This window comes from Microbacterium sp. EB106-03-03-XG65 (genome assembly GCF_058791955.1).
The window spans coordinates 1,299,703-1,325,820 of the sequence record NZ_JBYTEB010000001.1 but is presented as its reverse complement, the minus strand read 5'-3'; the positions used below and the strand labels follow the sequence as shown (position 1 = coordinate 1,325,820).

Below are 26,118 nucleotides of genomic sequence, written 5' to 3'. Positions count from 1 at the left end.
GGCACGGAGAAGTGAGCGCAACTACCAACTATAGACGCGAATATGCGACATGGCAAGTTCAATCCTTGACCTTCTTCGGACGCTGCGGTATTGGCGTCCGAAGAAGGTCGAGCGAAGGATGCTCAGGAGGCGATGTTGAGTTCGTTCCCGGGGATCGAGGCCAGCAGGCGCCTGGTGTACGGGTCTCGCGGATTCGTGAAGATCTCCTCCGACGACGCGGCCTCGACCAGAGCTCCGTCCTTCATCACGCACACGTAGTCGCTGATGAGGCGCACCACCGCGAGGTCGTGCGAGATGAAGAGGTAGCTGAGGCCGTACTCGCGCTGCAGGTCGCCGAGCAGCGTCAGGATCTGATCCTGCACGAGCACATCCAGCGCGGAGACGGGCTCATCGCACACGATCAGCTCGGGCGAGAGAGCCAGCGCCCTGGCGATCGCGACACGCTGCCGCTGCCCTCCCGACAGCTCGGACGGATACCGGCGCAGCATCGACGACGGCAGCGCGACGTCGTCGAGGAGCTGCCGCACTCGCTTGCGTCGATCGGCACTGCTTCCGCGCTTGTAGAAGTCGAGCGGCTCGGAGATGAGACGTTCGATCGTGAACATCGGGTTCAGGCTCGAGTACGGGTCCTGGAAGATCGGCTGCACCTTCTGACGGAAGTTGCGCGTCTCGGCCCGATCGAGCGAGGCGACGTCCTTGCCCTCGTAGCGGATCAGCCCGCTCGTCGGCTCGATGATCTTCAAGAGCATCCGCGCCGTCGTCGTCTTGCCCGACCCCGACTCGCCCACGATCGCGACCGTCTCACCGCGCGGGATGGCCAGAGACACGTCGTTGACCGCGACGAAGTCGTCCTTCTGCCCGCGAACGGGATACACCTTGGTCAGGTTCTCGATCTCGACGATGTTGTCGGCGGATGGAACGGTCAGCTCCGCGGGCGCGGCATCTCGCGGATCGGACGGTCGCCCCTCGGCGTGGAACGCCTCGGGACGCAGTCGCGCCGCCGCGACCGAGGGCGCCGCCTTCACCAGGGACTGCGTGTACGGGTGCTGCGGCGACTCGAGGATCTGCTTCGCCGGCCCCTGCTCGACCACCTTGCCCCTGTGCATCACGATGACGCGCTCGGCCCGCTCTGCGGCGAGCCCCAGGTCGTGCGTGATGAGCAGCACCGCGGTGCCGAGCTCGCGCGTCATCGCGCCGATCTGGTCGAGGATCGTCTGCTGCACGGTCACGTCGAGCGCACTGGTCGGCTCGTCTGCGATCAGCAGGCGCGGCTTGCACGCCAGCCCGATCGCGATCAACGCGCGCTGACGCATGCCCCCGGAGAACTCGTGCGGATACTGCTTCGCGCGCCGCTCGGGATCGGGAAGGCCGGCGGCGGTGAGAGCCTCGACCACCTTCTCCTGCACGTTCTGCCTGTTCGCGAGACCGTGCGCGAGCAGGGTCTCGGCCACCTGCGTGCCGATCTTGGCGACCGGGTTCAGGTTCGACATGGGGTCCTGCGGCACGAGCCCGATGTCGCGACCTCGGATCATCCGCAGTTCGTTCTCGGGCGCATGCGCGATCTCTCGGCCGTCGAGGCGGATGCTGCCCGCAGCCACGCGTCCACCACCGGCGAGGAGACCGATGATGGCCATCGCTGTGGTCGACTTCCCCGAGCCCGACTCCCCCACGATCGCGACGGTCTGACCCGGCGCGATCTCGAGATCGACTCCCTCGACGGCGTGCACGACGCCGTCCATCGTGGCGAAGTCGACCGCGAGCCCTTCGACCGACAGCAGCGGTGCGTCTGTCACCTGTGTCTCTTTCGCAGCGTTCATCGTGCTCTCGTCCTCGGGTCCATGGCCTCGCGAAGGGCCTCACCGAACAGGGTGAAGCCGAGCGCGGTGACCGCGATGCAGATACCGGGCAGGAATGCCAGCCACGGCGCGATGGCGAGCTCCGCCTGCGCGTAGGTCAGCATGCGCCCCCACTCGGCCGTCTCGGGGCGACCGCCGCCGAGTCCGAGGAACGACAGCGCCGCCGCGTCGATGACCGCGGTGGCGAGCGTCAGGGTTCCCTGCACGATGACGGGCCCGATCGCGTTGGGCAGCACGTGCGACATGGTGATCTGCCCGCGGCCCAGACCCAGGGTCTGCGCCGAGAGCACGTAGTCGCTCGACCGCTGCTGCAGCATCGACGCGCGCAGGAGGCGGGCGAAGATCGGCACCTGCGATGCTCCGATGGCGATCATCACCGCGAAAGGCGTCTGGCCCAGGATCGCGGCGATCGACACCGCCAGCAGCAGGTTCGGCACCGACAGGATGATGTCGACGATGCGCATGATGAGCGTGTCGACCCACCCGCCGAAGGTGCCGGCGAGGAGCCCGAGGATCATGCCTCCGACGAGGCCGAGAGCGGTCGAGATGACGCCGATCAGCAGTGACGCCTGCGCACCCCAGATGAGCTTGGAGAGCACGTCGCCACCGAAGCGGTCGAGTCCGAGCGGGAATTCCGGCAGCTCGCCGGGGCCCGGGATGTGCGTCGGCGTGATGTACTTCGCGCCGGGCAGTGCCGTCTCGGGATAGGGCGCCAGAACGGGAGCGAGCACCGACACCAGGACGAACAGCAGGACGATGCCCGCGCCGATCCAGGCGGTGGGGTTGCGGCGCAGACGACGGAAGACGTCGTGCCAGAACCCGCCGGGTCCTTCTCTGAGGCCTGCCTGGCCGACGGCGACGGTGTCGACGACCTCGCCGCTCGCCGCCGATGGGCCCTGTGCGGGTGGGAGCGAGATGGTCATGACGCCACCCCCTTTCGGAGAATGAGCCGGGGCATCACTGCACCCGCACTCTCGGGTCGATGAAGCTGTACGACACGTCGACCGCCAGGTTGATCAGCGCGTAGGCGATCGCGATGAAGATGATGAACCCCTGCAGCACGGGGAAGTCCCGGGTGAAGATCGCCCTCGCGAGGAACGATCCGATGCCGGGGAACGCGAAGACGGTCTCGGTGAGCACCGCGCCCGAGATCAGGAGTCCGGTCTGCAGACCGATCGTCGTGATCACCGGCAGCATCGCGTTCCGCAGGATGAAGCGGCTCCGCAGCGTCGAGGATCCGACGCCCTTCGCCCGGCCGGTGCGCACGTAGTCGGCATTCTGCACCTCGAGCACGCTGGCCCTCGTGATGCGCACGATGATCGCGAGCGGGATCGTGCCGAGCGCGAGCGCGGGGAGCACGAGGTGCATGAGCGCGTCCCACGAGGCGTCGAACTCACCCGTGATGATTCCGTCCCACACATAGAAGCCGGTCGGATGCGTGGCGTCTATCCGTGGATTCTGTCTGCCGTCCGAGGGCAGCCAGCCCAGCTGTACCGCGAAGACGTATTTCAGGATGAAGGCGAGGAAGAACACCGGGATCGTGATGCCGATCAGGCTCAGGACCACCGACGCGTGGTCGGTGAACTTGCCGTGGCGGCGAGCCGCCCAGTATCCGAGCGGTATGCCGATGCCGACCGCGAAGATGAGCGCGAGGACGCTCAGTTCGATGGTCGCGGGGAAGCGCCGGAAGAACTCCTCGGTGACGGGGCGGTTGGTCTGGATCGAGGTGCCGAAGTCGCCCTGGAGGAGGCGTCCGACCCAGATGAAGTACTGCTCGATGAGGGGCTTGTTGAAGCCGTAGAGTTCGTTGACCCTGGCGATGGCCTCCGGCGTCGCCTTCTCACCGAGAAGAGCGACGGCAGGGCCGCCGGGCAGGGCCCTGACCCAGGCGAACAGCAGGATGCTGAGGCCGATCAGAGTGGGGATGAGGAACAGCAGTCGTCTGCCGATGGTGCGCAGCAAGAGGTCTCCGTTGATCAGAGGCGAGGCCGTTCCCGGGCCCCCGCGCTGTGCGCGGGGGCCCGGGAGGCGTCTCAGGCGGTCGGACCTACTCGGTCAGGACGATGTCGGTGAAGACCTCGTCGTTCACCGGGCTGGCGGGGTAGCTCTCGACGCGCGGGTCGAAGGCCAGGGTCGGCGCCGGGTGTGCGAGAGGCACACCCGGGACGAACTGCGCGACCATCTCGTTGATCTCCTCGTACAGGGCCGTCTGGTCCTCGAGGTTGGAGACGCCGCGTGCCTCGTTCAGCTTCTGGAACAGCTCCGGGTTGTCGAAGCCCCACTCGGAGCTCTGCTGACCGAAGAAGACGCCGACGAAGTTGTCGGTGTCGTTGTAGTCACCGGTCCAGCCGAGCAGGTGGATGCCGTGATCCGGGGTCCCCGTGGTGCGGTCGAGGTACTCGACCCACTCCTCCGACACGGGAGTCGTCTCGACGCCCACCTCGGCGAGCTGCGACGAGAGCACGGTGAAGATCTGCTCGGGGTCCGGCATGTACGGACGCGACACGTTGACCGGGTAGTTGAAGTCGAGCTTCAGCGGGTTGGCCTCGGTGTAGCCGGCCTCAGCGAGGAGCGACTTGGCCTTCTCGGGGTCGTAGTCGTAGGTCGTGACGTCGGGGTTGTAGCCGTTGACGGTGTCGGGCACGAACTCGATGGCCTTCTCGGTTCCCTCGGGGAGCACCTGACTGATCAGGGCGTCCTTGTCGACGGCGTACGACAGCGCCTCACGGACCTTGGGGTCCTGCAGCTCGGGCAGCGCCTGGTTGAACGCGAGGTAGAGGATCGTGAAGGGAGGACGCGAGACCATGGTGAAGCCGTCGTCCTCGAGTGCCTTGGTGTCGGCCGGTCCGACGAGGTCGTACCCGTCGATCGACCCCGACTCGAGAGCCTGGCGGCGTGCCGTGGGGTCATCGATCGTGCGGAAGATGATCTCGTCGATCTGACCCTTGTCGCCCCAGTAGTCCGCGTAGGCCTTGAGTGAGACCTGCTCGCCCGGTGCCCACTCGTCGAACTGGAAGGGCCCGGTGCCGACCGGGTGCCCCATCGCATACTCCGAGAGCACGGGCGCCTCGGCGGAGCCGCTGACCTCGTCTGCACCGAACTCCGACAGCGCCGACGGGCTCTGCATTCCGAACGACGGCAGCGAGAGCGACGCGACGAAGCCTGCGAACGGCTTGTTCAGGTCGATCGTGACGGAGTAGTCCCCGTCGGGCGTGCAGGACTTGTACACCGCATCGGCCGGGCTGTCGGCGTAGCCCTTGAAGAGCTTGTTGTAGTAGTAGCCGAAGGCCTCAGAGGCCGCCAGGCCGGTCCAGTTGTACCAGCGGTCGAAGTTGGCGCACACGGCCTCGGCGTTGAACGGAGTGCCGTCGTGGAAGGTGACGTCCTCCTTCAGCGTGAACGTGTGGCTCATGCCGTCTTCCGACGATTCCCACGACTCGGCCAGCAGCGGCGCCGGGTCTGCCGTTCCGGGCTCCGTGCCCACGAGTCCCTCGAAGATCTGCCGCGAGACGCGGAAGCTCTCGCCGTCCTGCGCGAATGCCGGGTCGAGGCTGGCCGGGTCGGACGACGCGGCGAACACGAACGTGCCGTCGACGTCGCCTGAACCCTCGGCGCCGTCGTCGCCGCGCTCGCTGGCGACGCAACCGGAGAGGACCAGCGCGGCGAGTGCCGCTCCGGATACGGCGAGGAGACCTCGCCGACGCATGACTGTGTGGTGCATTGTGTGACCTTCCTGTCGAGCGCTGCTGTGCGCGATCCGGAGACGCCTTCGGGTCCGGACGGTGATTCCTCGAAACTACCCAGTGGGCGGCCGTATACGAAACATCTCCATGTTGCATTCCGGTATCGGATGCTTCCTCGAACGCGATCCGGTAGTGTCCAGATCGTGCCCGACACATCCCCACTCGTCGTGTGCGTCGGCGAAGGACTGGTCTCCCTCGTGCCGACGGTCGCCGGTCCACTCGAGGACAGCCGGACCTTCCGCCGCTCCCTCGCAGGCGCCGAATGGAATACCGCTGTCGCCCTGGTGTCGGCGGGCATCGCGGCCACCGTGGTGTCACGAGTCGGAGATGACGGATTCGGGCGATTCCTGCGGGCCGAGCTGCGCCGACACGGTGTGGACGACTCGGCGATCCAGACGGATCCCGAGGCGCCCACGGGCATCTACGTGAAGGAGCTGACACCGCTCGCAGACGGCGCCGTCGACGCCCGGATGCACTACTACCGCCGCGGCTCCGCTGCGGCGGCGATGTCTCCCGCGATGATCGCCGACGAGACGGTCGCACGGCTGATCGAGGGCGCCGCTCTCGTGCACACGTCGGGCATCACTCCGGCGCTCTCAGCGACTGCGCACGCGGCGCAGGATGCGGTCTTCGCCCTCCCCCGTGCTTCGCGGCTCCTGAGCTTCGACGTCAACTGGCGTCCGGCGCTGTGGCGAGGTCGCGAAGACCAGGGCCGCGAGGTGATCGCCGGATACGCGCACCGCGCCGACGTGGTGTTCTGCACCGCCTCGGACGCGCACGCCGTGTTCGGCGTCTCGGATCCCGACGGCGTCCGCGCTCTGCTTCCCGAACCGCAGTACCTCGTCGTCACCGACGCGAGCGGAGCGACCGCGTACGACGGCTCGGACCGGACGCAGAGCTCAGCGCTCGATGTGCCTGTGGTCGAGACGATCGGCGCGGGGGACGCGTTCGCGGCCGGATTCCTTGCTGGGATCCTGAGCGGACTCTCGCTCACGGGAAGCCTCGCGCGCGCACATCGCATCGCCACGCGAGCGCTCACCAGCACTCGCGATCACGTCGACTGAACCGACGTCGCCTCGTCACGCCGGCGACGTTTCGGGGCTGCCGCTCACCGGGGCGGCCGACGGCGCGGCGCGGCGGCGTCGTGCGTGAGCTGCAGGGGCAGCGATACGGGCTCGCCGCGGTGCTGCACGACGCGGACGAACAGGATGTCGACGAGCGCGAGCTGGGCGATGCGACTCGACATCGCCGCCATTCGGAAGGGCGACTCGTGCGCGTGGGTCAGCAGGGCGACATCAGCCGCGAGCGCCAGGGTCGAGTCCCCTGCGCTCGTGATGGCCACGGACAGTGCTCCCGCGTCACGTGACACCTCGATCGCCCGTATCACCTCGGTCGTCTCGCCTCCGTGCGAGAAGCCGATCGCGACGTCTTCCGATGAGCGCAGCGATGCGGTGGTCACCGCGAGGTGCGGATCGGCGGAATGCGCGACCGAGCATCCGATACGCGCGAGCTTCTGCTGCAGATCCTGAGCGGTGAGGGAGGATGCCGCCTGTCCGAACAGATCGATGTGGCGTGCCGCGACCAGCGCGAGCGCCACGCGGTCGAGCGCAGATGCGTCGAGGCCGCGCGCGGTCTTCTCGATCGCGTCGATCTCTTGCGCGGCGAGCTTCGCGGCGATCGCCGCCGGCTCGTCGTCCGGACTGATCGCGGTGGTGTCGAGTCCGAAGCGGGCCTGCTGCGCCTGCGCGAGGGTGACGGTGCGGGCGACCGCCACCCGGAGCTCCCGATACCCGCTGAACCCCAGTGACTGCGCGAAACGGGCGACCGTCGACAGGGATGTGCTGCAGACCCGCGCCAGGTCGTTGATCGCAAGGTCCACGACCAGTGTGGGGTCGCCGAGGATGGTCTCCGCGACCTTGGCCTCCGCCGCGCTCAAGCGCGGTACGGCGCGGCGTACCAGTGCAAGAACATCAGCGTCCACGGTGCCATCCTGCCTCAAACGCCGTCGGCGACATCACCCCATGATGAACCGGCGCCGCGGGGGTATGCTCCGCTGAGCCTCTCCCGCGCGACTTCGGCACCGATTCGGCTCGCCGCCCCCACCTCGACGACCGGGAGCGTGAGAGGGCGCTGCGGCGGGAGTCCGACGTTGACGACCACGGCGTCGGGATCGCGCTCCGCCACGCGGTCGATGACCGCGCGCTGCGCGTCGTCGGCACCGGGTCGATCGACGAGCACGACGGTCACGCCGTCTGCCGCGATCACCTCGTCGAGCGCGGCATCCTGCTCGGCCATCGGAGCCCGTGAGACATCGAGGCGGGAGATGAGACCATCACCGGCAAGAGCTTCGGCGACGTACGAGGCGGCGCTGTCGACGGCGAGCGACGCTCGACGCCGAGCGTCGAGCACGGCGAGCGCCGCGGCTGCCCCTTGTGCCCCCCGGACGGCACGGCGCACGACCTCGTGCGCGGAGTACGGAGCATCCGGTGCGCGTTCGTCGCGAGAGCCCGACCGCGCGAGCAGCGTCTGCGACAGACGGGCGACCCGCCCCGCAGCCTCCTCGACCCGTTCGCGGGAGAGCGAGCCGTCACGAAGGGCCTCGACGATCCCGTCGCGCGCGGCGATGAAGTCTCGCCGGTCCTGATCGGGCCGGGTCTCCCGCCCCGGGTTCGTGGGGTTTCCGATGCAGAGCAGATCCGCCCCGGCCGCGAGCGCTCGAGCAGCCCCTGCGCCGATACCCACGGTCTCTCGGATCGCTGCCATGTCGAGGGCATCGGTGACGATGACGCCCTCGAACCCCCACTCCCGCAGCATGCCGAGAATCCGCGGGTTCAGCGTGGCAGGCTCCGCTCCCCACGCGGGCACCACGATGTGAGCCGTCATGATCGTGTCGACTCCCGCCGCGACCGCCGCGCGGAAGGGCTCGAGGTGCACACGCTCGAACTCGTCGATGTCGAGGGTTATCTCGGGCAGCGCGTGGTGCGAGTCCACATGGGTGTCGCCATGTCCCGGGAAATGCTTGACGCAGGCGGCGACGCCGGAACGCTGCAGCCCCGTCACCTCCGCGATCACGTGCCGCGCGACCAGGTGCTCATCGCTGCCGAACGAACGCACACCGATCACCGGGTTGCGCGGATCGGTGTTGACGTCGGCGACCGGTCCGAGCACGACGTTGCCGCCCATCGCGCGCACGCGCCGCGCGAGCTCGGCGCCGACGGCCTCGGTGGCCGACAGGTCGTCCACGAGACCCAGCTGTGCGGCACCCGGAAGGGTCGACCCGGTGCCCGACTCGAGGCGTGTGACGCTGCCGCCCTCCTCGTCGATGCCGAGGAGGGCCGCGGGATTCGCGGCCAGGATCTGAGCGCTCAGCGCCGGGAGCCCGTCGCCCACGTTCTGGCCGAAGTACACGACGCCCGCGAGCCCGTCTCGCAGCGCGTCGAGGAGCCATGGCGGCGCCTCGGTGCCGTAGAACCCCGGCCAGAGCACACCGTGCGCGAGCCGCTCGAGTTCGTCGGTCATCCCTTCACCGCGCCTGCGACCATTCCGGCCGACAACCGACGCTGCACGATCACGAAGAACACCATCACCGGGATGGTGATGATCGTCGACGCAGCCATGATGCTGCCCCAGTCGTTGGAGTGCAGGCCGAAGAACGACTTGAGGCCGATCGACACCGTGTACTGGTCGGTGGCACTGCCGAGGATCGTCATGGCGAAGATGAACTCGTTCCACGCCGTGATGAAGCTGAAGATGCTCGTGGCGACGAGACCCGGCATCACGAGCGGAAGCAGGATCGAACGGAACATGCGCCACCAGCTCGCGCCGTCGATGTAGGCGGCCTCTTCGAGCTCCACCGGGACGGCCGCGACGAATCCGCGCAGCATCCAGATGCCGAAGGCGAGCGACAGCGCGACGTACACGACCATGAGACCCAGGATGCTGTTGAGCAGTCCGAGACTCTTGACCTGCAGGAAGAGCGGGATGACGAGGGCCTCGAGCGGCACCATCTGGACGATGAGGATCATCATGAGGATCGTGGTGCGGAACTTGAAGCGGAAGCGCGCGACAGCGACCGCTGCGAGCAGGCACACCAGGGCGCTGACGAGCACCGTCACCAGAGCGACGATCGCCGAGTTGCGCAGATACGTGCCGAAGCCGCCGTCGGTGAGGACGAAGGCGAAGTTGTCGAAGGTGAACTCCTGAGGCAGCAGCGACTGCCCGCCGCTCGACGCCTTGGCATCGAACGCGCTGGAGACCATCCAGTACACGGGGAACAGCGTGAAGATGAGGACCGCGGCGATCGCGATGCCGGTGCCGACGCGCGACATGACAGACGGGCGGGGATTCACAGCTCGTCCTCCTTCATGAGGGAGCGGATGTACACGATCGTGATGCCGATCAGCACGAGAGTGAGCAGCACGGCGAGCGCAGCGCCGAATCCGTAGCGGTTCTGTCCGAAGGATTCGACGTACGACCAGACGCCGAGGTTGAGCACCGATCGGTTGCCACCACCTCCACCGGGCATCAGGTAGACCTGCGCGAAGACCTTGAAGTCCCAGATCGTCGACAGGATGATGACGACCGAGAACACGGGCTTGAGGGTGGGGAAGATGATCTTCCAGAAACGCGTCCACGCATTCGCGCCGTCGAGAGCCGCGGCCTCGAGCATCTCCTTCGAGACGCCGAGCAGGCCTGCGAGCACGGTGATCGCGACGAACGGGAAGCCGTGGTGCACGACGTTGAGGAGGACGATCGCGTAGAACGACCACTGGTTCGTGAACCAGTTCACCGGATCGTCCATGAGTCCGAGGTCGCGCAGAACCGTGTTGAAGATGCCGCGGTCGGCATCGAAGATGAACGTCCAGACGTAGGTGCCGGTCACCGCGGGCATCGCCCAGGCGACCATGATGCAGCTCGAGACGATGGTGCGCCACACGGTGCCGAGCCGTGCGAGGAGCAGCGCGACGAGCGTGCCGACCGTCACCGTCACGAACACCGCGACCGCGGCGAAGCCGACGGTGTTGGGCAGCACGACGCTCCAGAGCGTCGGGTTGGTGAGCGCCTCGACGTAGTTGTCGACGCCGATCCAGTTGCTCTCACCGGTGTTGATCTCGCGCAGCCCGTAGTCCTGCAGCGAATAGATGACCACCTGGATGAGCGGCCAGAGCATGAGCACCGCGAGGATGACCAGGCCCGGGGCGAGGAGGAGCCAGGGACGGGCCGTGATCAGCGAGGGGCCCCGCTTCTGCGGCCGGCCGCCGGCCACGGAGGCGGAGGAGGGCTCCGCCTTCGTGACCGGCAGTGGCGCTTGCACCATCGACATGGAGTGATACAGCCTTACTGGTTGAGCAGGTCGGTCATCTCAGCAGCGGCGTCCTTCGTCGCTGTGGCGACGTCCTTCTGTCCGCTGAGGATCGCCTGGATCATCGAGTTGGTCGTCTTCTTGGCCTGCACGGCGCCGAAGTTGGGGGTCACCGGCACGGATGCTCCGCCTTCGACCATCTGCTGAGCGAACGGCGCCACCAGCGGGTCGGTCGAGGCGAGCGCCTCTTCCATCGCCGACTGGACACCCGGGAAGTACCCGGTCTCGTCTGCCCACTTCTCGGCGAACTCGCCCGTGGTCATGAGCTTGACGAACTCCCATGCGAGGTCGGGGTTCTTCGTGGTGTTGAACACCGACAGGTGCGAGCCGCCGAGCACGGACGGAGCGATGCCGCCATCCTCACCGGGGATCACGGCCGCGCCGATCTTGCCCTCGAGGTCGGGATTCGCCTCGATCAGAGCCTTCGGCGTCCAGGAGCCGGACAGCATCATGGCGACGTTGCCCTGCGTGAACGAGTCGCGCAGGTCCGTCTCCTTCCACGTCGTCGCACCGGCGGACGAGAATCCGTGCTCGGTCGCGAGCCCGGTGTAGAACTCGATGCCGGCCTGCGACTCCTCGCTGTCGAGTTCGCTCGTCCACTCCTTGCCGTCGAGCGTCGCGACCTCGCCGCCTGCGCCCCAGACCCAGGGGTAGACCTGGAACTCGGCGTCGCCTGCCACAGGGAAGGGCAGCATGTCGGGCTTGGCAGCCTTGATGGCCTCGCCGGCGGTGACGATGTCGTCCCACGTCTTCGGAGCCTCGAGACCGAGCTCCTCGAACACGTCGGTGCGGTAGACGATCGAGCGGACACCGGCGTACCAGGGCATTCCGTACAGCTCGTCTTCGTAAGTGCCGGCGACCGCGAGGCCCTCGACGAGGTCGTCACGCAGGCCGTCTTCGGCATCGACGAACTCGTCGAGAGGCTCGAGGGCACCGGCGTCCGCGAACTCTGCGGTCCAGGTGGTGCCGGTCTCGGCGATGTCGGGCGTCGTGCCGCCGGCGATCGACGTCACGAAGCGATCGTGGGCATCGGCCCACTGGATCTCCTCGATCTTGACGGTCGCCCCGGTCTCGTCCTCGAACGCCGCAGACACCTCGTCGTAGAACGCGGTCGCATCGGGGTTGGTGCCCTTCATGATCCAGACGGTGAGCTTCTGCCCCTCTCCGTCTGCGGACCCGCCGCCGTCGGTCGCGCCACCGGCGCAGGCCGCCAGGCCAAGGGTGGCCACAGCGCCGAGCGCCACGACCGGAAGAATGCGCTTATGCATCAGGGATCTCCTCTTTGAACGTCCTGGTGGCTTCGGGAACCCACCCGGTTAGGAAAAAGTATTCATCACTAACTAATTCCCTGCAAGTTATTCTCCGAAACGTCACTCGCCCGTAACATCGCTCGCCCGACGCCCTGTCGGTGCCGTTCCCGGAGCTTCGAGAGCCGCGTATTCTCGAGGGATGGGACGGACCAGAGCTCGCGACGCCGAGCACCCTCACACCCGGCTCGACCACGGCGGAGAGGCCCGCGTCATCCCCTCCGAGTTCACGAGCGGCTACGAGCTGGTCGTCGACGGCACCCCCCAGTCGCACGTCGACCTGGATGATCCTACCCACCTTCACTTCGAGTACATCGCGCGCATGGGTGCGGTGATCGACCAGCTGCCCGCAGGGCCGCTCACCGCCGTGCACCTGGGCGCCGGCGCGCTGACGATCCCCCGCTATATAGAGGCCTCCCGACCCGGCTCGCGCCAGCAGGTGATCGAGCTCGAGTCGCCGCTCGTGGCCCTGGTGCGCGAGCACCTGCCACTCCCCCGCGGCGCCGCCATCCGGCTTCGCATCGGCGACGCCCGCGAGGGTGTCCGACGGCTGCCGCCCGGCGTGGTCGGTGCGTGCGACCTGGTCGTGTCCGACGTCTTCTCCGGCGCTCAGACCCCGGCACACCTGACCAGCGTCGAGTTCTACCGCGAGGTCGCCGAGCTGCTCGGACCGGCAGGGGTGCTGCTCGTCAACGTCGCAGACGGACCGGGGCTGGCTTTCGCCCGCCGACAGGTCGCGACGGTCGCCGAGGTGCTGCCCGAGATCGGAGTCCTCGCCGACGCCCAGGTGTTGAAGGGAAGGCGATTCGGCAACCTCGTGATCGCCGCCTCCGTCGCGCCACTGCCGTCGGAATGGCTTCCCAGGATGCTCGCCGCGGGACCCCATCCGGCCAAGATCGCCCAGGGCGCCGAGGTCACGGCGTTCGTGCAGGGCGCGCGGGTCGTCACCGATCAGGACGCCGTCGCGTCTCCGCGTCCCGACGAGTCGCTCTTTCTGCGCTGACTCGCGCGAGTGCTGTCCGGATGCACGCGCCCGGGGCGTGCCGACCCCGGAAGCGGGCCGTCTCGGGGCAGACTGGTCGAGGGGACGCTGCGGAAGGAGAGCAATGAGTTTCATCCGAGGATACGACCGGGAGAGTCTTCGCGAGCTGGTCGATCTCGATGAATGTGCGACGAGACTCGAGGAGATCGAGCAACAGCGCAGCCTCCCGTCCCTGCTCGAGCGGGTATGGCTGCTGAAGGTGCTCGGACGCCTCGATGAGGCTCTCGCGCTCGCCGACACGACGGTGCGTCAGGCCCGCATGGCGGGCACCCGACGAGATGTGCTGCGTGCGCGGGTGCTGCACGCGACGGTGCTGCAGTATCGCGGCGCCCACGCCGCGGCGGAGCAGGAGCTCGCGACCTGTGCGTCGGAGGCCGAGGGCCAGCGGTGGCTGTCGATCGCAGCCTTCGCGTACCAGCACCACGGCAAGAACGCCTACGAGGCGGGCGACTACGAGACCGCGCGCGAGAGCTTCAAGCAGTCGCTCTTCCTGCGCCGCGAAGCGGGTGCCGCCGACAGTGAGCTCGAGACCGTGCTGCTCGCGATCGAGGCCGCGGAGCGCCATCGCCCCGCTTCTCTCGCCGTCGGCTGACACCGTGATGCCGCGCGATGTCGGCGGCATGGCCTAGCCTGAGCGCATGGCGGAACTTGACCGGGTACGGGTCTGGGGCGAAGCACTGATCGCACTGCACCTCGACGACAGCTGGTCCTTCGACTTCGATCACGCGAAGCGACGTGCGGGTCAGTGCGACTACACGAAGAAACGCATCACCGTCTCGCGATACCTCGCCGCTCGATTCGACGACGACGAGATCCACCAGGTGCTGCTGCACGAGGTCGCGCACGCGCTCGCGGGGCATACCGCAGCCCACGGCCCGACCTGGAAGAGAGTGGCCCGCGACCTCGGGTATGTGGGAGGGACGACTCATCACGGCGAGACTGCGGTCGAGCTCGCTCCGTGGGTCGGCACGTGCCCGTCGGGCCATGTCACGTATCGGCACCGGCGTCCGGCGCGGCCGACGTCGTGTGCGCGCTGCTCTCGCGCATTCGACGCTCGATACCAATTCTCCTGGACACGGCGCGAGATCACGGCCGATACCCGGTCAGCCGCGCAGATGTCGCGCTGAGCGTCTCACGGACGAGGGTCGGTGTGCGATCCCCTGCCGCGCTCCCCGTCGCGTCGGAGAGACGGGTCTCGCTCGGACTCCGTGATCTCCGGGTCCTCGAACTCCGACCCGTCATCGGTCGGGAGGTCCTGGTCACCACCCGGCCCGTCGGTCTCGGCAGCGGATGAGCCACCGCCGCGACGGCGTCGCAACAGTGCAGCCGCGGCACGCCAGCCGATCAGCAGGACGCCGAGCGTGATCGTCGCGACGATGATGAACGCGATCTGCGCCGTGTCACCGGTGACGATGCGGAGCAGCATGCCGCCCGCGACGGTCACGACCCAGACCACGGCACCCCACGCAAGCGCCCACGGGCGACGCGGACGACCGGGCAGAAGGGCGGCGACGAGGTGACCGAGCACGAGCGCGACGAGGAAAGGCCACGCCGTGATGAGGAAGCCGGCGGGGTTCTCATCGTGCGATGCGCGACCGATCGCGGCGAACACGAGCACGAAGATCGCATCGAGGAGAAGAGCAGGGACGTACCGCATGCCCCGACTCTACGGCCTGACAGCGACAACGCGCGGAGAACACCCGGCCTGTCCCCCGCTGCGCGGTGAGCCTTCGGCTAGTCGAACGCGACGAATATCCCGTCGCGCAGGATCGGCACCGCATCGACGGCATCGACCTCGGCGGCCGCGGCGGACGACGTCGGCTCGACGCCGGCCTCGACCATCCTCGCGGTGCCCGGCACCCCCTCGGCGATCTCGCGCGCAGATCCGCTCGCGCTGACCATGTGCCGGAGTGCTCTGCGGAGCGCCCGGAACCCCTCGGCCGCGACGGCGGCATCGGGCGAGGTGTGATCGATGCCGAGGTCGGTCAACGCAGCGATCACGGCGCCGGCTCCGAGATGATCTTCGACCGCGAAGCGCGCAGCCCCCGTGCCGTCGACCTCACCGGCGGCGATGATCGCGACCGAGGTGCGGGCCTGACGCCGATTCTGCAGAGCGACGACTGCGCGCGCCACAGCGCCGGCGTTGCGGAGACCACCCAGCAGCACGGTCGCATCCTTCACCGCTGCCGCCACGGCCGCACCGTTACGCGACCACTGCGCCGCACCGTCGAGCGACACCCCGGAACCGCCCGCCACGGCATCGGCCACGGTCGATGAGAACCGCAGGACGTCGACGACCACGACGATGTCAGCCGGGGCGAGCCGGACGAGCCCGTCGACGCCCCACTCGAGACGCACCTGATACGTGGACTGGTCGAACGCAGACGGCATCCGTCCAGCTTATGACGCACGATCGTGGTCCCGCCGACGCATGACGTCGACGGGACCGCACTGTTCGTCAGTCCGCCGCGAGCGCCTCGACCGGTGCCACGCGAGTGGCGAGGCGGGTCGGTGCTGCAGCCGCGACCAGTGTCAGCACGGCTGTGGCGACGACGATGATCACGACGGGCAGCCAGGGGACGTGCGGCGCCACGAGCCCGGCCGGCTCGAAGTCGGGCAGCGTCGGCGTCGATCCGAGCAGCGACTGCGCCGCGACCCATCCGTAGACGACACCGAGCACGAGCCCCGTGACGGTCGCCGTGACGGTGATGTGCGTCGCCTCCAGCAGCACCATGCGGCGCACCTGCCGGTTCGACAGCCCGATCGACCGCAGCAGCCCGAGTTCGCGGCGACGCTGCACGACACCGATCGTGAGCAGATTGACCAGGCCCACGGCCGCGATCACGGCCGAGACGGCGACGAGCAGCATCATGATCGAGGCGAACGCGTCGAACGGAGCGAAGAACTCCTCAGGGATGGATCCCTCGGACTGCCCGATGAGCATCTGCTTGACCGACTCGAGGGCCACGGCGAACATCGTCACGAGCGTGACCCCCATGACGACGCCGATCGCCATGCGCGACGATCGTTCCGGGTACCGCAGCGCATTCTCGGCGGCCAATCGTGCCGTCGCGCTGGAGCCGAAGAGGCGCCCGACCAGGCGCAGCACCGGCGGCATGAAGAGCACGGCACCGAGCGCGAGGCCGGTGAACGACAGGAGCCCTCCGAAGAACGCCACGACGACGCCGAGCGGATGCAGCAGCCCGAGGACCACGCCTCCGGCGAGCAGCACCGATCCCGTGATGAGAAGCACCCACGCTCCGACGTGGCGTCCGGGACGTGAGACCTCGTCGTGCGTCCGCTCGACCGATCCGCCGATCGCCTGCAGCGGCGTGACCGCGAGCACTCGCCTCGACCCGACCCATGCCGCCGCCCAGGTCGTGAGCGCGACGCCGGCGGCGGGCAGGGCGAGCGCCGGCTGCGCGAGAGAGAAGTCGGACGGCTGATGCGCGACCCACGTCGACCCGATCTGCACGCCGATCGCCGAGAGCACAAGTCCCGCGAGCACCCCGGTGGCGGCCCCGATGAGACCGATGATGAGCCCCTGCCTCCCCACTTCGGCACGCTGCGACCGAGCAGTCGCGCCGATCAGACGCATCAGCGCGATCCTGCGCGTGCGGCCCGCGACGATCGTCGAGAACGTGTTGGCCGTCACGATCGCTGCGACGTACATCGCGACCGCCGTGAGCAGCACGGACAGCAGGCCGACGACCAGAGCGAGGCTCTCGCTGTCGCCGATGAACGGGTCCGCCTGCAGCACCGCGCCGAGGTATGCGGTCACTTCGACGAGTACCACGCCGAAGGCGGCCGACAGCGCGGCGACGAGGATGCTCGCTCCCATCCCCCGTTCGCGGAGCCAGGCGGAACGCGGGCCCGTCGATGCGCTCTGCGGCACGACTGTGCGAACCGCATCCTGCACCACCGCGCTCACGCCGCCACCTCCGCCGCGAGCATGTACGCCGAGATCTCCTCCGCGGTCTGACGCGGGTGGTCGGCGACGAGTCGACCGTCGCCGAGGAACAACACCCGGTCGGCGTGACTCGCTGCGATCGCGTCATGCGTGACCATCGCGATGGACTGCCCGTGCTCGCGGCTCGCGGTCGCGAGGAGCTGAAGAACCTCGCGTCCCGACGTCGAGTCGAGGTTTCCCGTCGGCTCGTCGGCGAACACCAGGTCTGGTGCCGTGGCGAGCGCACGCGCGATCGCGACCCGCTGCTGCTGCCCGCCCGACAGCTGATGCGGGCGGTGCTGCAGCCGTGCGCCGAGTCCCAGGGTCTCGACGAGGCCGTCGATGCGCGCCTTCTCGATCGCACTCGGGCGTCTTCCGTCGAGCTCGAAGGGCAGCAGGATGTTGCCCATCGCCGTGAGGGTGGGCACGAGGTTGAAGGCCTGGAAGATGAATCCCACGCGGCGTCGACGCAGGATCGTCAGGTCGAGGTCGCCGAGGCCGGTGATCTCGGTGTCGCCGATCCAGGCGCGTCCGTCCGACGGGGTGTCCAGGCCCGCCATGATGTGCATGAGCGTGGACTTGCCCGAACCCGAGGGGCCCATGATGGCGGTGAACTGGCCGCGTCGGATGCCGACGCTGACGTCGTCGAGAGCGCGGACGGCGCCTTCTCCGGTGCCGTAGGTCTTGCTGAGGTGCTGCACGCGGGCTGCGAGCCCGAGGTCGCTGGTCGTGATCTGCATGTCGACGACGCTATTTCTCGCAGGCGGCACCCGGCGTCGCCCATGCGACTCATGCGCCTACATCGCAAGGATGATCTGCACGCGTGCTCGCGACTCAGGCGAGGCCGTGCTCGAACGCGAACACGACGAGCTGCACCCGGTCCCGGAGCGAGAGCTTGGTGAGGATTCGACTGATGTGCGTCTTGACCGTCGCCTCACTGAGGTACTCCCGTGCCGCGATCTCGCTGTTCGACAGGCCCCGTGCTGCGAGCGCGAAGATCTCGCGCTCGCGCTCCGTGAGCGTGGAGAACTGTGCGGGAGCGGGCTTCGGGGCCTCGGCGAAGTGCTGGAAGAGCTCGCGGGTCGCCGACGCGGCGATCACGCTCGATCCGGCGTGCACCGTGCGGATCGCCGCCAGCAGGAACTCCGGGTCCGCGTCCTTGAGCAGGAACCCGCTTGCACCCTGGCGGATGGCCCTGGCCGCGGCCTCGTCGAGATCGAAGGTCGTGAGCATCACGATGCGGGGCGGATCCGGTTGCGAGAGGATCTCGGCGGTCGCCGCGAGTCCGTCCATCACCGGCATGCGGATGTCCATCAGGACGACGTCGGGGCGGACCGAGCGCACGAGCGACACCGCCTCACGACCGTCGCCCGCCTCGCCCACGACATCGAGGTCGGGTTGCGAGGCGACCAGCATCCGGATCCCGGCGCGGAAGAGCGCCTGATCGTCGACCAGTACGACCCTGATCATGCAGTCTCTCCGATCGGCAGCGAGGCGGTGACGACGAACTGCACGCCATCACGCTCTGCCAGCAGGCTACCGCCCACGAGCTGGGCTCGTTCGCGCATGCCGATCACCCCATGCCCTCCGCCGATCTGCGCGTCGCCCGCGCGCACGGTGTTGCGCACCTGCAGGTCGACCCGATCGGGCAGCCAGGCGAGGCGCACGTCCACCGCACCGTCGCCGTGCCGGATCGCGTTCGTCAGCGCCTCCTGCAGAATCCGGTACACCGCGAGCTGGATCGCCCCCGGGGGTTCTCCGGGAGGCGTCGGATCGACGGTGATGCGGGGCTCGATCCCCGCCTGACGCACCTGGGCGAACAGCGTCTCGAGGTCGGCGAGCGTCGGCTGCGGACCATCTCCCTGACGGTGTCGCAGCTGGGTGAGCAGCAGGCGGACATCGCTCAGCGCCGCGCGCGCGGTCTGCGCGATCGTCGCCAGCGCATCGCCCGTCATCTCGGGCTGCGTCGCGGCCGCATAGCGCGCCCCGTCGGCCTGCGCGATCACCACGGCGAGCGAGTGCGCCACGATGTCGTGCATGTCGCGCGCGATCCGTACCCGCTCCTGCTCTTCCGCCGCCAGCGATTCCGCCTGCAACTGGGCCGACCGGGTTCGCCGCGCCCGCAGCACGACCCGCCACAGCAGACCGCACACCCACGCGAAACCGAGCGCGAGAACGGAGACCACGAGGAGCAGCGTTCCTGAGGTCAGCTGTTCCCAGCCGCTGGCACCGGATGCGACGCCGGTGACGATGACCATGTACGCGGCGGCGATCAAGGCGCCGAAGAGCGCCGAGCCGAACCCCCACCACAGGACCACGCGCGAACCCCATGCGGCGGTCGCGTACAGCACCAGCAGGATGGCGACATCGATGGGCAGAGGCCCCTGCCCCGCGAGCATCTGCACGAAGGCGCCGAGCCAGGCGGCCCCCAGGGCCAATCCCGGAGCGAGCCGGCCGACCGCGACGCCGCCGAACATCAGCACACCGGCCACCACGATCGCCACGATGCTCGCGCTCGGCACCTCGACGTTTCCTGCGCCCGGGCCGTAGAACGCGATCGAGAACGGGGTGAGGATGACGAAGAGCAGCGCCGCGCCGACGATGTCGAGCACGAGCGCCGTGCGAGAGAGCGGGCGGATCACTCCCCCACGCTACGCGGCGCGTCGAGTGCCACGCATCCGCCTGGAGATGTATCCACGCCGCGGCTCAGGCGCGCGCGATGATCTCGCCGTGCGGCACGAGGTACCAGCCGTCGCCGTCATCGGCCCAGCGCTTCCAGGCGTCACTGATCTGCCGCAGGTCATCGGGGGTGGCCATCGCGCTGTCGACCAGCTGCCGCGCGAGGGCCGATTCCAGGATGCGGTCGGCCCACATGCCGCCCCACCAGGAGCGATCCTCGGGGGTCGCGTAGGTCCAGGTGGAGGTCGTCGCCGTGATGTCGTCGAACCCCGCAGCGCGCGCCCACGCCAGCAGTCGCCGCCCGGCATCCGGCTCGCCCCCGTTCGCACGCGCGGCGCGTCGGTAGAGATCCAGCCACCTGTCGAGCTCGGGCAGCATCGGGAACCAGATGAATCCGGCGTAGTCGGCGTCTCGCGCCGCGACCACACCTCCGGGCACCGCGACGCGTCGCATCTCTCGGAGCGCCTGAACGGGATCGGCGACGTGCTGCAGCACCTGATGCGCGTGCACGACGTCGAAGCTGTCGTCGGCGAAGCTCATCGCGTGCACGTCCTCGACCGAGAAGTCGACGTTGTCGAGGCTCCTGCTCGCAGCGAGGTCACGCGACAGCGACAGCGCGGTCTGATCGATCTCGGTGGCCGTGACGTGTGCGACGTGGGCCGCGAAGTCGACCGTGATGCTTCCGGGCCCGGCTCCCACATCGAGAAGGCGCGTGGTCTCGGCCAGGTGCGGCCGGAGGTACTCGGCGGAGTTCGAGATGTCGCGGCTGCTGTGGGATCGGAGGACGGTTTCGTGATGCCCGTGGGTGTAGATGGCCATGCCTCAGTCTGGCAGGCGGCCGGTGGGCGCCCGTTCAGTGCAGCTCGACGACCGCGCGACGGATCGCCTCGCGGTCGGGCTTGCCCGAGGTCAGGACCTCGAGCGCGTCGACCATGATCAGTCGCGACGGTCGCGCGTGCGCACCGAGCGCGTCGGCGACGATGTCGCGCGCATGCGCGAGCTGCTCGGCCTCGCTGCGTCGGAGTGTCTCTCCGCGCGCCGCCACGATCACCGAGGCCTCTCCCCATCGCTCGTCGGGCACGCCCACCACGACGGCGCCGGTGAGGCCGGGGACTCGACGGATCAGACTCTCGACGCGATCGAGCGAGATGTTGATGCCGCCCGACACGATCACGTTGTCGGCGCGTCCGTGCACGCGTACGAGACCGTCCTCCACCATGCCGAGATCGCCCGTGTGATACCACCGGATGCCGTGTTCGTCGCGGGAGAAGTTCTTCGCCGTGAGCTCGCCGTCACCCAGATAGCCGTCGGCGAGCATCGGCCCCGCCACTCTCAGCTCGCCGCCGACAGTGCGCACCGCGACCGTGTCGAGCGGCACGCCGTCATAGACGCAGCCGCCGCTCGTCTCGGTGGACCCGTAGGTGCGCACCAGGCGCACACCGAGGTCTGCCGCCCTGTCGCGAAGCGGCTCGGGCAGTGCCTGACCCCCCACGAGGATCGCGCGGTAGGACTTCAGCGCGGCCCTGACCGGTGCGTCATCGGCCGCATCGAGCAGCGTCGACAGCTGAGCGGGGACGAGAGAGGAGTACAGCTCGGGAATCGAGCCGGATCCCCCGGGCTCGGGGCGGAGCATCGAGAGTGTGGCGTCTGCGAATGACGCGGGCGAGAACCGACCGCTCAGGGCCACCGGATGCGTCCCGGCGACGAGCGACCGGACGATGACCTGCAGGCCGGCGACGTACCCGGCGGGCAACGCGAGAAGCCAGCGACCGCGGCCGATCCTCTCGACGGTCGCATTCGCGCTGGCGCGGAGCGCCTCCCCGCTCAGCACGACGCGTTTCGGGATGCCGCTGGATCCGGACGTCGCGATGACGACCGCGGTGCCGTCGGGGACGTGGCTCGGCGCGTCCCCGAGCATGCCGAACCCGAGTGCCGGGCCGCCATCGAGGGCGCGCGCCAACGCCTGGCGGAGCTCGGTCGGATTCTCGGCATCCGTCGACCGCAGTGCGACCATGTCCGTCTCGATCCGCTCGATGCTGTCAGGGGCTCAGTAGTGCCAAGGGAAAGACGTCCAGTCCGCGTCCCTCTTCTCGAGGAACGAGTCGCGTCCCTCGACGGCTTCGTCGGTGCCGTAGGCGAGACGCGTGGCCTCGCCCGCGAACACCTGCTGCCCCACGAGCCCGTCGTCGACGGCGTTGAACGCGAACTTCAGCATCCTGATCGCCGTCGGAGACTTCGTGAGCACGGTACGCGCCATCTTCAGCGCCTCGCGCTCGAGCTCGGCGTGGGGCACGACCCGGTTGACAGCTCCGGCTTCGTACGCGCGCTGCGCCGAGTACTCCTCGGCGAGGAAGAAGACCTCACGGGCGAACTTCTGCCCGGTCTGCCGCGCCATGTACGCCGATCCGTAACCCGCGTCGAAGCTGCCGACATCGGCGTCGGTCTGCTTGAACCGCGCCTCTTCCGCGGAGGCGATCGAGAGGTCGCACACCACGTGCAGCGAATGCCCGCCGCCGGCCGCCCATCCCGGTACGACCGCGATGACGACCTTGGGCATGAAGCGGATGAGTCGCTGCACCTCGAGGATGTGCAGACGGCCGGCTCGCGCCGGATCGTGCACGGTCGTCTCGTCGTCGGAGTACTTGTACCCGTCGCGTCCGCGGATGCGCTGGTCACCGCCCGAGCAGAACGCCCACCCGCCGTCTTTCGGGCTCGGTCCGTTGCCGGTGAGCAGCACGGCGCCGATGCGCGGGTTCTGGCGCGCGTCGTCGAGGGCCCGGTAGAGCTCGTCGACGGTGTGCGGGCGGAAGGCGTTGCGCACCTCGGGGCGGTTGAACGCGATGCGCGCGACTCCGCCGTCGGTGCTCACGTGTGCCGTGATGTCGGTGTAGTCCTCGGCACCGGGCGCGAGCACCCATTCGTCGGGGTCGAACAGGTCTGAGACGAAAGCGCTGGTCACGGCATCCAGCCTATTCCCGCCCGGGTTGCAGACCCGGACGGCGTCGCCCTGAGGAGGCGACGCCGTCTGGGTCCGGTGATCAGCGGCGGCGAGCGCGCGCCGTCTTGATCCAGCCGTCGATGATGTCCCAGAGCGGGAAGGCGACGAGGCAGAAGCCGGCGACGACCGCGAGGATGCGCATGGTCTCGTCGGTCACACCGTTGTCGGTGAACACGAAGGAGAGGAACTCCGGGTTGATCAGCTGACCTCGCACGAGCAGCGTGAGCGCCCAGGCGGCGAAGATCACCGCGAGGACCGTGTTCACCACCGCCGTCGCGAACGTCCATCGCCGCTGGGCATAGACGACCACCGCCAGCATGGCCTCCGCGACGAGCAGCGCGAGCAGCGTGGCGATGCCCCACGGCCAGAGGTCCGGGTGCAGCACGGCGATCGGCTCGCCGCCGGTGGGGAAGAACCCGAGCAGGGGATCCCAGAACACCGCTCCCGCTGCGAGCACCACGAATGCGATCGATGCGATGGCATCGGCGAGCCCTGTGCCGTTCGGCGTCGGCTCGGGGAGCTGATCGACGTTCCATCGCACCCCCGTGTCGGCTCCGGTGCGTTCGAGCATCACGAAGACCAGAGTCACCCAGAACCCGACGTGGACGATCGAGGTCAGCGCCGCCACGACCGCCGATCCGACGATGCCGCCGGTAGGCGCACCCTCGATGAGCTGACCGATCACGACTCCGCTGAAGGCGCAGATCGGTACGATCCACAGCAGCAGCCGCAGCAGTCGCCACCACGCGAGGTAGTACTTCGGGCCGATGAGGTGCAGGGGGCGATCGGCGTAGCCCGCGGCGAGCGCACCCGGGTCGCCCAGCTCGGTGAGCACGGCCCGCTCGGCCTCGGCAAGGGCCTCCCCCTGTTCGAGCCTCGCGTCGATGGCGTCGGCGATCGACGCTTCGAGCTCTGCGCGAACGTCGTTCTGCGCCTCGGGTGCGAGGCTGCGGATCGTGGCGCTGATGTAGCGCTCGGTGAGCGTGGCTGTCGTGGGCATGTCAGTTCTCCTCGGCTGTGAGGGTGGCGATCGACGTCGTGAGGGAGCGCCATTCTTCGGTCAGGGTGTCGGCCAGCCGGATTCCGGCTTCCGATGTGCGGTAGAACTTGCGGGGCCGAGCCTCGTCGGTGTTCCACTCGCTCGTCAGGTACTCCTGCTTCTCGAGCCGTCGCAGCAGCGGGTACAGCGTGTTCGCGTCGGTGGCGAAGCCGCGGCGCTCGAGGTCTTCGAGCAGCCCGTAGCCGTACCCCGCGGTGCGCAGCAGCTGCAGGCACGCCAGTACCACGGTGCCGCGGCGCAGTTCCTGCAGATGCGTGTCGAGGGTCTCGTTCATGTCGACCACATTACTGTGTGTCACACACTATTGTCAATCACACGTCAGACGGTCTCACACAGGCGACGCTCTCGGCACGGCGGGCACCGTGGAACCTCCGGCACGGAGCAGAATGAGCACATGCTCCCTCCGCTCACAGAACTGCTCGGCTCAGCCACTGTCGTCTCGCTTCCGATGCACACCCGATTCCGTGGCGTAGACACCCGAGAGGCGCTTCTCTTCGAGGGGCCCGAGGGCTGGGCGGAGTTCTCCCCGTTCATCGAATACGACGATTCCGAGTCGGCCACCTGGCTCCGCGCGGCGATCGACTTCGCCTGGCATCCGCAACCCGAGCCCCTGCGCGAGCGGATTCAGGTGAATGCCACCATCCCGGCCATCCCCGCAGCCGAGGCGGCAGGTCTGCTGGCACGCTTCGCCGGATGCCGCACGGCCAAGGTCAAGGTCGCAGAGCCGGGGCAGACCCTCGCCGACGACGTCGCGCGCGTGAGAGCCGTGCGAGAGGCCATGGGCCCGGAGGGGCGCATACGCGTCGATGCCAATGGCGCATGGAACATCGACGAGGCCGAACACGCCGTGCACGCTCTCAACGAGTTCGACCTCGAGTACGTCGAACAGCCGTGCGCGACAGTCCCGGAACTGGCCGAGCTGCGCACCCGCGTGAAGTACATGGGCATCCCGGTGGCGGCCGACGAGAGCATCCGCAAGTCGACCGATCCGCTGGCCGTGGCCCGCGAGCGAGCCGCCGATCTGCTGGTGGTCAAGGCGCAGCCGCTCGGGGGCATCACCCACGCGCTGCAGATCATCACCGCCGCGGGCCTCCCCGTGGTGGTGTCCAGCGCGCTGGACACGGCGATCGGCCTCTCGCAGGGCGCCGCACTCGCCGCCGCGCTGCCGACTCTCGCGCATGACTGCGGTCTGGGCACCGCATCGCTGTTCCTGGATGACGTCGCCGATCTGCGCCCGGTCGACGGATCGATCCCGTCTGCGCGAGTGACACCTGACCCCGCCGCACTGACACGCCTCGCCGCAGCGGACGACCGCCGCGACTGGTGGCTCGATCGCCTTGCGCGGTGCTATGCCGCGCTCGACGCGCGCTGACGCCTCAGGTCATTCCGCGAGCAGCAGCTGCACGAGCCTGCCCAGTTCCTCGCCGCCGGAGTGCCTCAGCTGATCGGAGTCATGGCCGGCCATGGCACCCCGAACGGTCATGCCCTCCCAGATGATCATGAGCATGCGGGCCGCCTGGTCGGCCGGCACCTTGAGTTCGAGAGAACCCACCGCCACGATGTCGGTGATGATGGTCGCGATGCTCGACACCATCTCGCGCTCCTGCAGCAGGTAGGCCGCACCGAACTGCTCGTCGCGCAGCGCACGGATGCGGATCTCGCTCATGAGCATCACGCCGAGGCGGTCGTCGCCCCCGGCATCCATGATCCGCTGCACCAGCTCCACCGGGTCGCACCCTGCGTTGAGTCCGCCCTCGGCGGCGATCTCGTCGACACGATCCCGCACGGCGCTCACCCGCTGCTCGGCGACGCTGCCGGCCAGCATCAGGAACAGCTCGTCCTTCGAGTCGAAGTTCGAGTAGAAGGCGCCGCGGGTGAACCCTGCTCTCTCGCACACCGCCTCGACGGATGCACCCTCGAGTCCGACTTCGGCGAAGACCTGCGCCGCAGCGTCGAGAAGCCTGACTCGGGTGTTCTCGCGACTGCGCGTGGCGGATGTCGTCATCGATACGCCTTTCCACTCGGTTCTTGAGTCCGGCTGACATTCTCACACCCCGCACACAGACTCGGGGGCTCGGATCACCCTACGATACATCTATGTATTGGATACACCTGTGTATTC

The 26,118-nt window shown here is 68.5% G+C and carries 26 protein-coding genes; 5 read left to right on the top strand and 21 right to left on the bottom strand.

The window, feature by feature from the left end; genetic code table 11:
- Positions 1-122: 122 nt before the first annotated feature.
- The 4 genes from AC3WS6_RS06230 to AC3WS6_RS06215 form a co-directional block, all read right to left on the bottom strand.
- On the bottom strand, positions 123-1,817 hold the full coding sequence (locus AC3WS6_RS06230; RefSeq protein ID WP_492500193.1) for an ABC transporter ATP-binding protein: 1,695 nt from the start codon (positions 1,815-1,817) through the stop codon (positions 123-125).
- Complete coding sequence (locus tag AC3WS6_RS06225) at positions 1,814-2,779, bottom strand: ABC transporter permease (protein WP_492500192.1); 966 nt, start codon at positions 2,777-2,779, stop codon at positions 1,814-1,816. The genes AC3WS6_RS06230 and AC3WS6_RS06225 overlap by 4 nt, the downstream gene beginning before the upstream one ends.
- A gap of 34 nt (positions 2,780-2,813) precedes the next feature.
- Positions 2,814-3,818 carry an ABC transporter permease gene (locus tag AC3WS6_RS06220; RefSeq protein ID WP_201469023.1) on the bottom strand — a complete coding sequence of 335 codons (1,005 nt, stop codon included), beginning with the start codon at positions 3,816-3,818 and terminating at the stop codon, positions 2,814-2,816.
- Positions 3,819-3,903: 85 nt separating this feature from the next.
- Positions 3,904-5,577 (bottom strand): ABC transporter substrate-binding protein, encoded by a 1,674-nt coding sequence (locus AC3WS6_RS06215; protein WP_492500191.1) that lies wholly within the window; start codon positions 5,575-5,577, stop codon positions 3,904-3,906.
- Positions 5,578-5,742: 165 nt separating this feature from the next.
- Here AC3WS6_RS06215 and AC3WS6_RS06210 point away from each other — a divergent pair, with 165 nt between their 5' ends.
- Positions 5,743-6,663 (top strand): sugar kinase, encoded by a 921-nt coding sequence (locus AC3WS6_RS06210; RefSeq protein WP_492500190.1) that lies wholly within the window; start codon positions 5,743-5,745, stop codon positions 6,661-6,663.
- 44 nt (positions 6,664-6,707) lie between these two features.
- Here AC3WS6_RS06210 and AC3WS6_RS06205 read toward each other — a convergent pair whose 3' ends face one another.
- Genes AC3WS6_RS06205 through AC3WS6_RS06185 form a run of 5 tightly spaced genes read right to left on the bottom strand, consistent with a single transcriptional unit; the run spans position 6,708 to position 12,229 of the window.
- The gene (locus AC3WS6_RS06205; protein ID WP_492500189.1) at positions 6,708-7,580 is read right to left on the bottom strand and encodes a MurR/RpiR family transcriptional regulator; all 873 of its coding nucleotides are present in this window, start codon (positions 7,578-7,580) and stop codon (positions 6,708-6,710) included.
- A 14-nt stretch (positions 7,581-7,594) separates the two neighbouring features.
- Entirely contained in the window at positions 7,595-9,118 is a 1,524-nt protein-coding gene (locus AC3WS6_RS06200; protein WP_492500188.1) for a glycoside hydrolase family 3 protein, read from the bottom strand.
- Entirely contained in the window at positions 9,115-9,948 is an 834-nt protein-coding gene (locus tag AC3WS6_RS06195) for a carbohydrate ABC transporter permease (RefSeq protein WP_492500187.1), read from the bottom strand. The genes AC3WS6_RS06200 and AC3WS6_RS06195 overlap by 4 nt, the downstream gene beginning before the upstream one ends.
- A complete protein-coding gene (locus tag AC3WS6_RS06190; RefSeq protein ID WP_492500186.1) occupies positions 9,945-10,922 on the bottom strand; it encodes a carbohydrate ABC transporter permease in 978 nt (325 codons plus the stop codon). Before AC3WS6_RS06190 ends, AC3WS6_RS06195 begins: the two co-directional genes overlap by 4 nt.
- 14 nt (positions 10,923-10,936) lie before the next feature.
- Positions 10,937-12,229, bottom strand: coding sequence for a sugar ABC transporter substrate-binding protein (locus AC3WS6_RS06185; protein ID WP_492500185.1), 1,293 nt, complete (start codon positions 12,227-12,229; stop codon positions 10,937-10,939).
- Between the two features lie 181 nt (positions 12,230-12,410).
- Between AC3WS6_RS06185 and AC3WS6_RS06180 the strand changes: the two genes are divergently transcribed.
- From AC3WS6_RS06180 to AC3WS6_RS06170, 3 genes are all read left to right on the top strand, one after another.
- Positions 12,411-13,271: a spermidine synthase gene (locus tag AC3WS6_RS06180; RefSeq protein ID WP_492500184.1), complete on the top strand. Its 861-nt coding sequence runs from the start codon at positions 12,411-12,413 to the stop codon at positions 13,269-13,271.
- A gap of 103 nt (positions 13,272-13,374) precedes the next feature.
- Positions 13,375-13,902, top strand: coding sequence for a hypothetical protein (locus tag AC3WS6_RS06175; RefSeq protein WP_492500183.1), 528 nt, complete (start codon positions 13,375-13,377; stop codon positions 13,900-13,902).
- A 46-nt stretch (positions 13,903-13,948) separates the two neighbouring features.
- Complete coding sequence (locus tag AC3WS6_RS06170) at positions 13,949-14,437, top strand: SprT-like domain-containing protein (RefSeq protein WP_492500182.1); 489 nt, start codon at positions 13,949-13,951, stop codon at positions 14,435-14,437.
- Between the two features lie 5 nt (positions 14,438-14,442).
- Here the strand turns inward: AC3WS6_RS06170 and AC3WS6_RS06165 are convergent, their stop codons facing one another.
- The 11 genes from AC3WS6_RS06165 to AC3WS6_RS06115 form a co-directional block, all read right to left on the bottom strand.
- Entirely contained in the window at positions 14,443-14,967 is a 525-nt protein-coding gene (locus AC3WS6_RS06165; RefSeq protein ID WP_492500181.1) for a DUF3054 domain-containing protein, read from the bottom strand.
- Between the two features lie 77 nt (positions 14,968-15,044).
- Positions 15,045-15,701, bottom strand: a complete 657-nt coding sequence (locus AC3WS6_RS06160) for a 2-phosphosulfolactate phosphatase (protein WP_492500180.1) — start codon at positions 15,699-15,701, stop codon at positions 15,045-15,047.
- A gap of 67 nt (positions 15,702-15,768) precedes the next feature.
- Entirely contained in the window at positions 15,769-17,241 is a 1,473-nt protein-coding gene (locus AC3WS6_RS06155; protein WP_492500179.1) for an ABC transporter permease, read from the bottom strand.
- Positions 17,238-17,999, bottom strand: a complete 762-nt coding sequence (locus AC3WS6_RS06150) for an ABC transporter ATP-binding protein (protein ID WP_492500178.1) — start codon at positions 17,997-17,999, stop codon at positions 17,238-17,240. Before AC3WS6_RS06150 ends, AC3WS6_RS06155 begins: the two co-directional genes overlap by 4 nt.
- Before the next feature lie 94 nt (positions 18,000-18,093).
- Positions 18,094-18,729: a response regulator gene (locus tag AC3WS6_RS06145; RefSeq protein WP_201469008.1), complete on the bottom strand. Its 636-nt coding sequence runs from the start codon at positions 18,727-18,729 to the stop codon at positions 18,094-18,096.
- A complete protein-coding gene (locus AC3WS6_RS06140) occupies positions 18,726-19,901 on the bottom strand; it encodes an ATP-binding protein (protein ID WP_492500177.1) in 1,176 nt (391 codons plus the stop codon). Before AC3WS6_RS06140 ends, AC3WS6_RS06145 begins: the two co-directional genes overlap by 4 nt.
- Before the next feature lie 64 nt (positions 19,902-19,965).
- Entirely contained in the window at positions 19,966-20,757 is a 792-nt protein-coding gene (locus AC3WS6_RS06135; protein ID WP_492500176.1) for a class I SAM-dependent methyltransferase, read from the bottom strand.
- Positions 20,758-20,791: 34 nt separating this feature from the next.
- The gene (locus tag AC3WS6_RS06130) at positions 20,792-21,952 is read right to left on the bottom strand and encodes an AMP-binding protein (protein WP_492500175.1); all 1,161 of its coding nucleotides are present in this window, start codon (positions 21,950-21,952) and stop codon (positions 20,792-20,794) included.
- 33 nt (positions 21,953-21,985) lie between these two features.
- A complete protein-coding gene (locus AC3WS6_RS06125) occupies positions 21,986-22,897 on the bottom strand; it encodes a 1,4-dihydroxy-2-naphthoyl-CoA synthase (RefSeq protein WP_492500174.1) in 912 nt (303 codons plus the stop codon).
- A 79-nt stretch (positions 22,898-22,976) separates the two neighbouring features.
- Complete coding sequence (locus AC3WS6_RS06120; protein ID WP_492500173.1) at positions 22,977-23,936, bottom strand: permease prefix domain 1-containing protein; 960 nt, start codon at positions 23,934-23,936, stop codon at positions 22,977-22,979.
- Position 23,937: 1 nt separating this feature from the next.
- The gene (locus AC3WS6_RS06115; RefSeq protein ID WP_492500172.1) at positions 23,938-24,270 is read right to left on the bottom strand and encodes a PadR family transcriptional regulator; all 333 of its coding nucleotides are present in this window, start codon (positions 24,268-24,270) and stop codon (positions 23,938-23,940) included.
- A gap of 120 nt (positions 24,271-24,390) precedes the next feature.
- Here AC3WS6_RS06115 and AC3WS6_RS06110 point away from each other — a divergent pair, with 120 nt between their 5' ends.
- Positions 24,391-25,368, top strand: coding sequence for an o-succinylbenzoate synthase (locus tag AC3WS6_RS06110; protein WP_492500171.1), 978 nt, complete (start codon positions 24,391-24,393; stop codon positions 25,366-25,368).
- 9 nt (positions 25,369-25,377) lie between these two features.
- Here AC3WS6_RS06110 and AC3WS6_RS06105 read toward each other — a convergent pair whose 3' ends face one another.
- Positions 25,378-26,001 carry a TetR/AcrR family transcriptional regulator gene (locus AC3WS6_RS06105; RefSeq protein WP_492500170.1) on the bottom strand — a complete coding sequence of 208 codons (624 nt, stop codon included), beginning with the start codon at positions 25,999-26,001 and terminating at the stop codon, positions 25,378-25,380.
- Positions 26,002-26,118 lie beyond the last annotated feature (117 nt).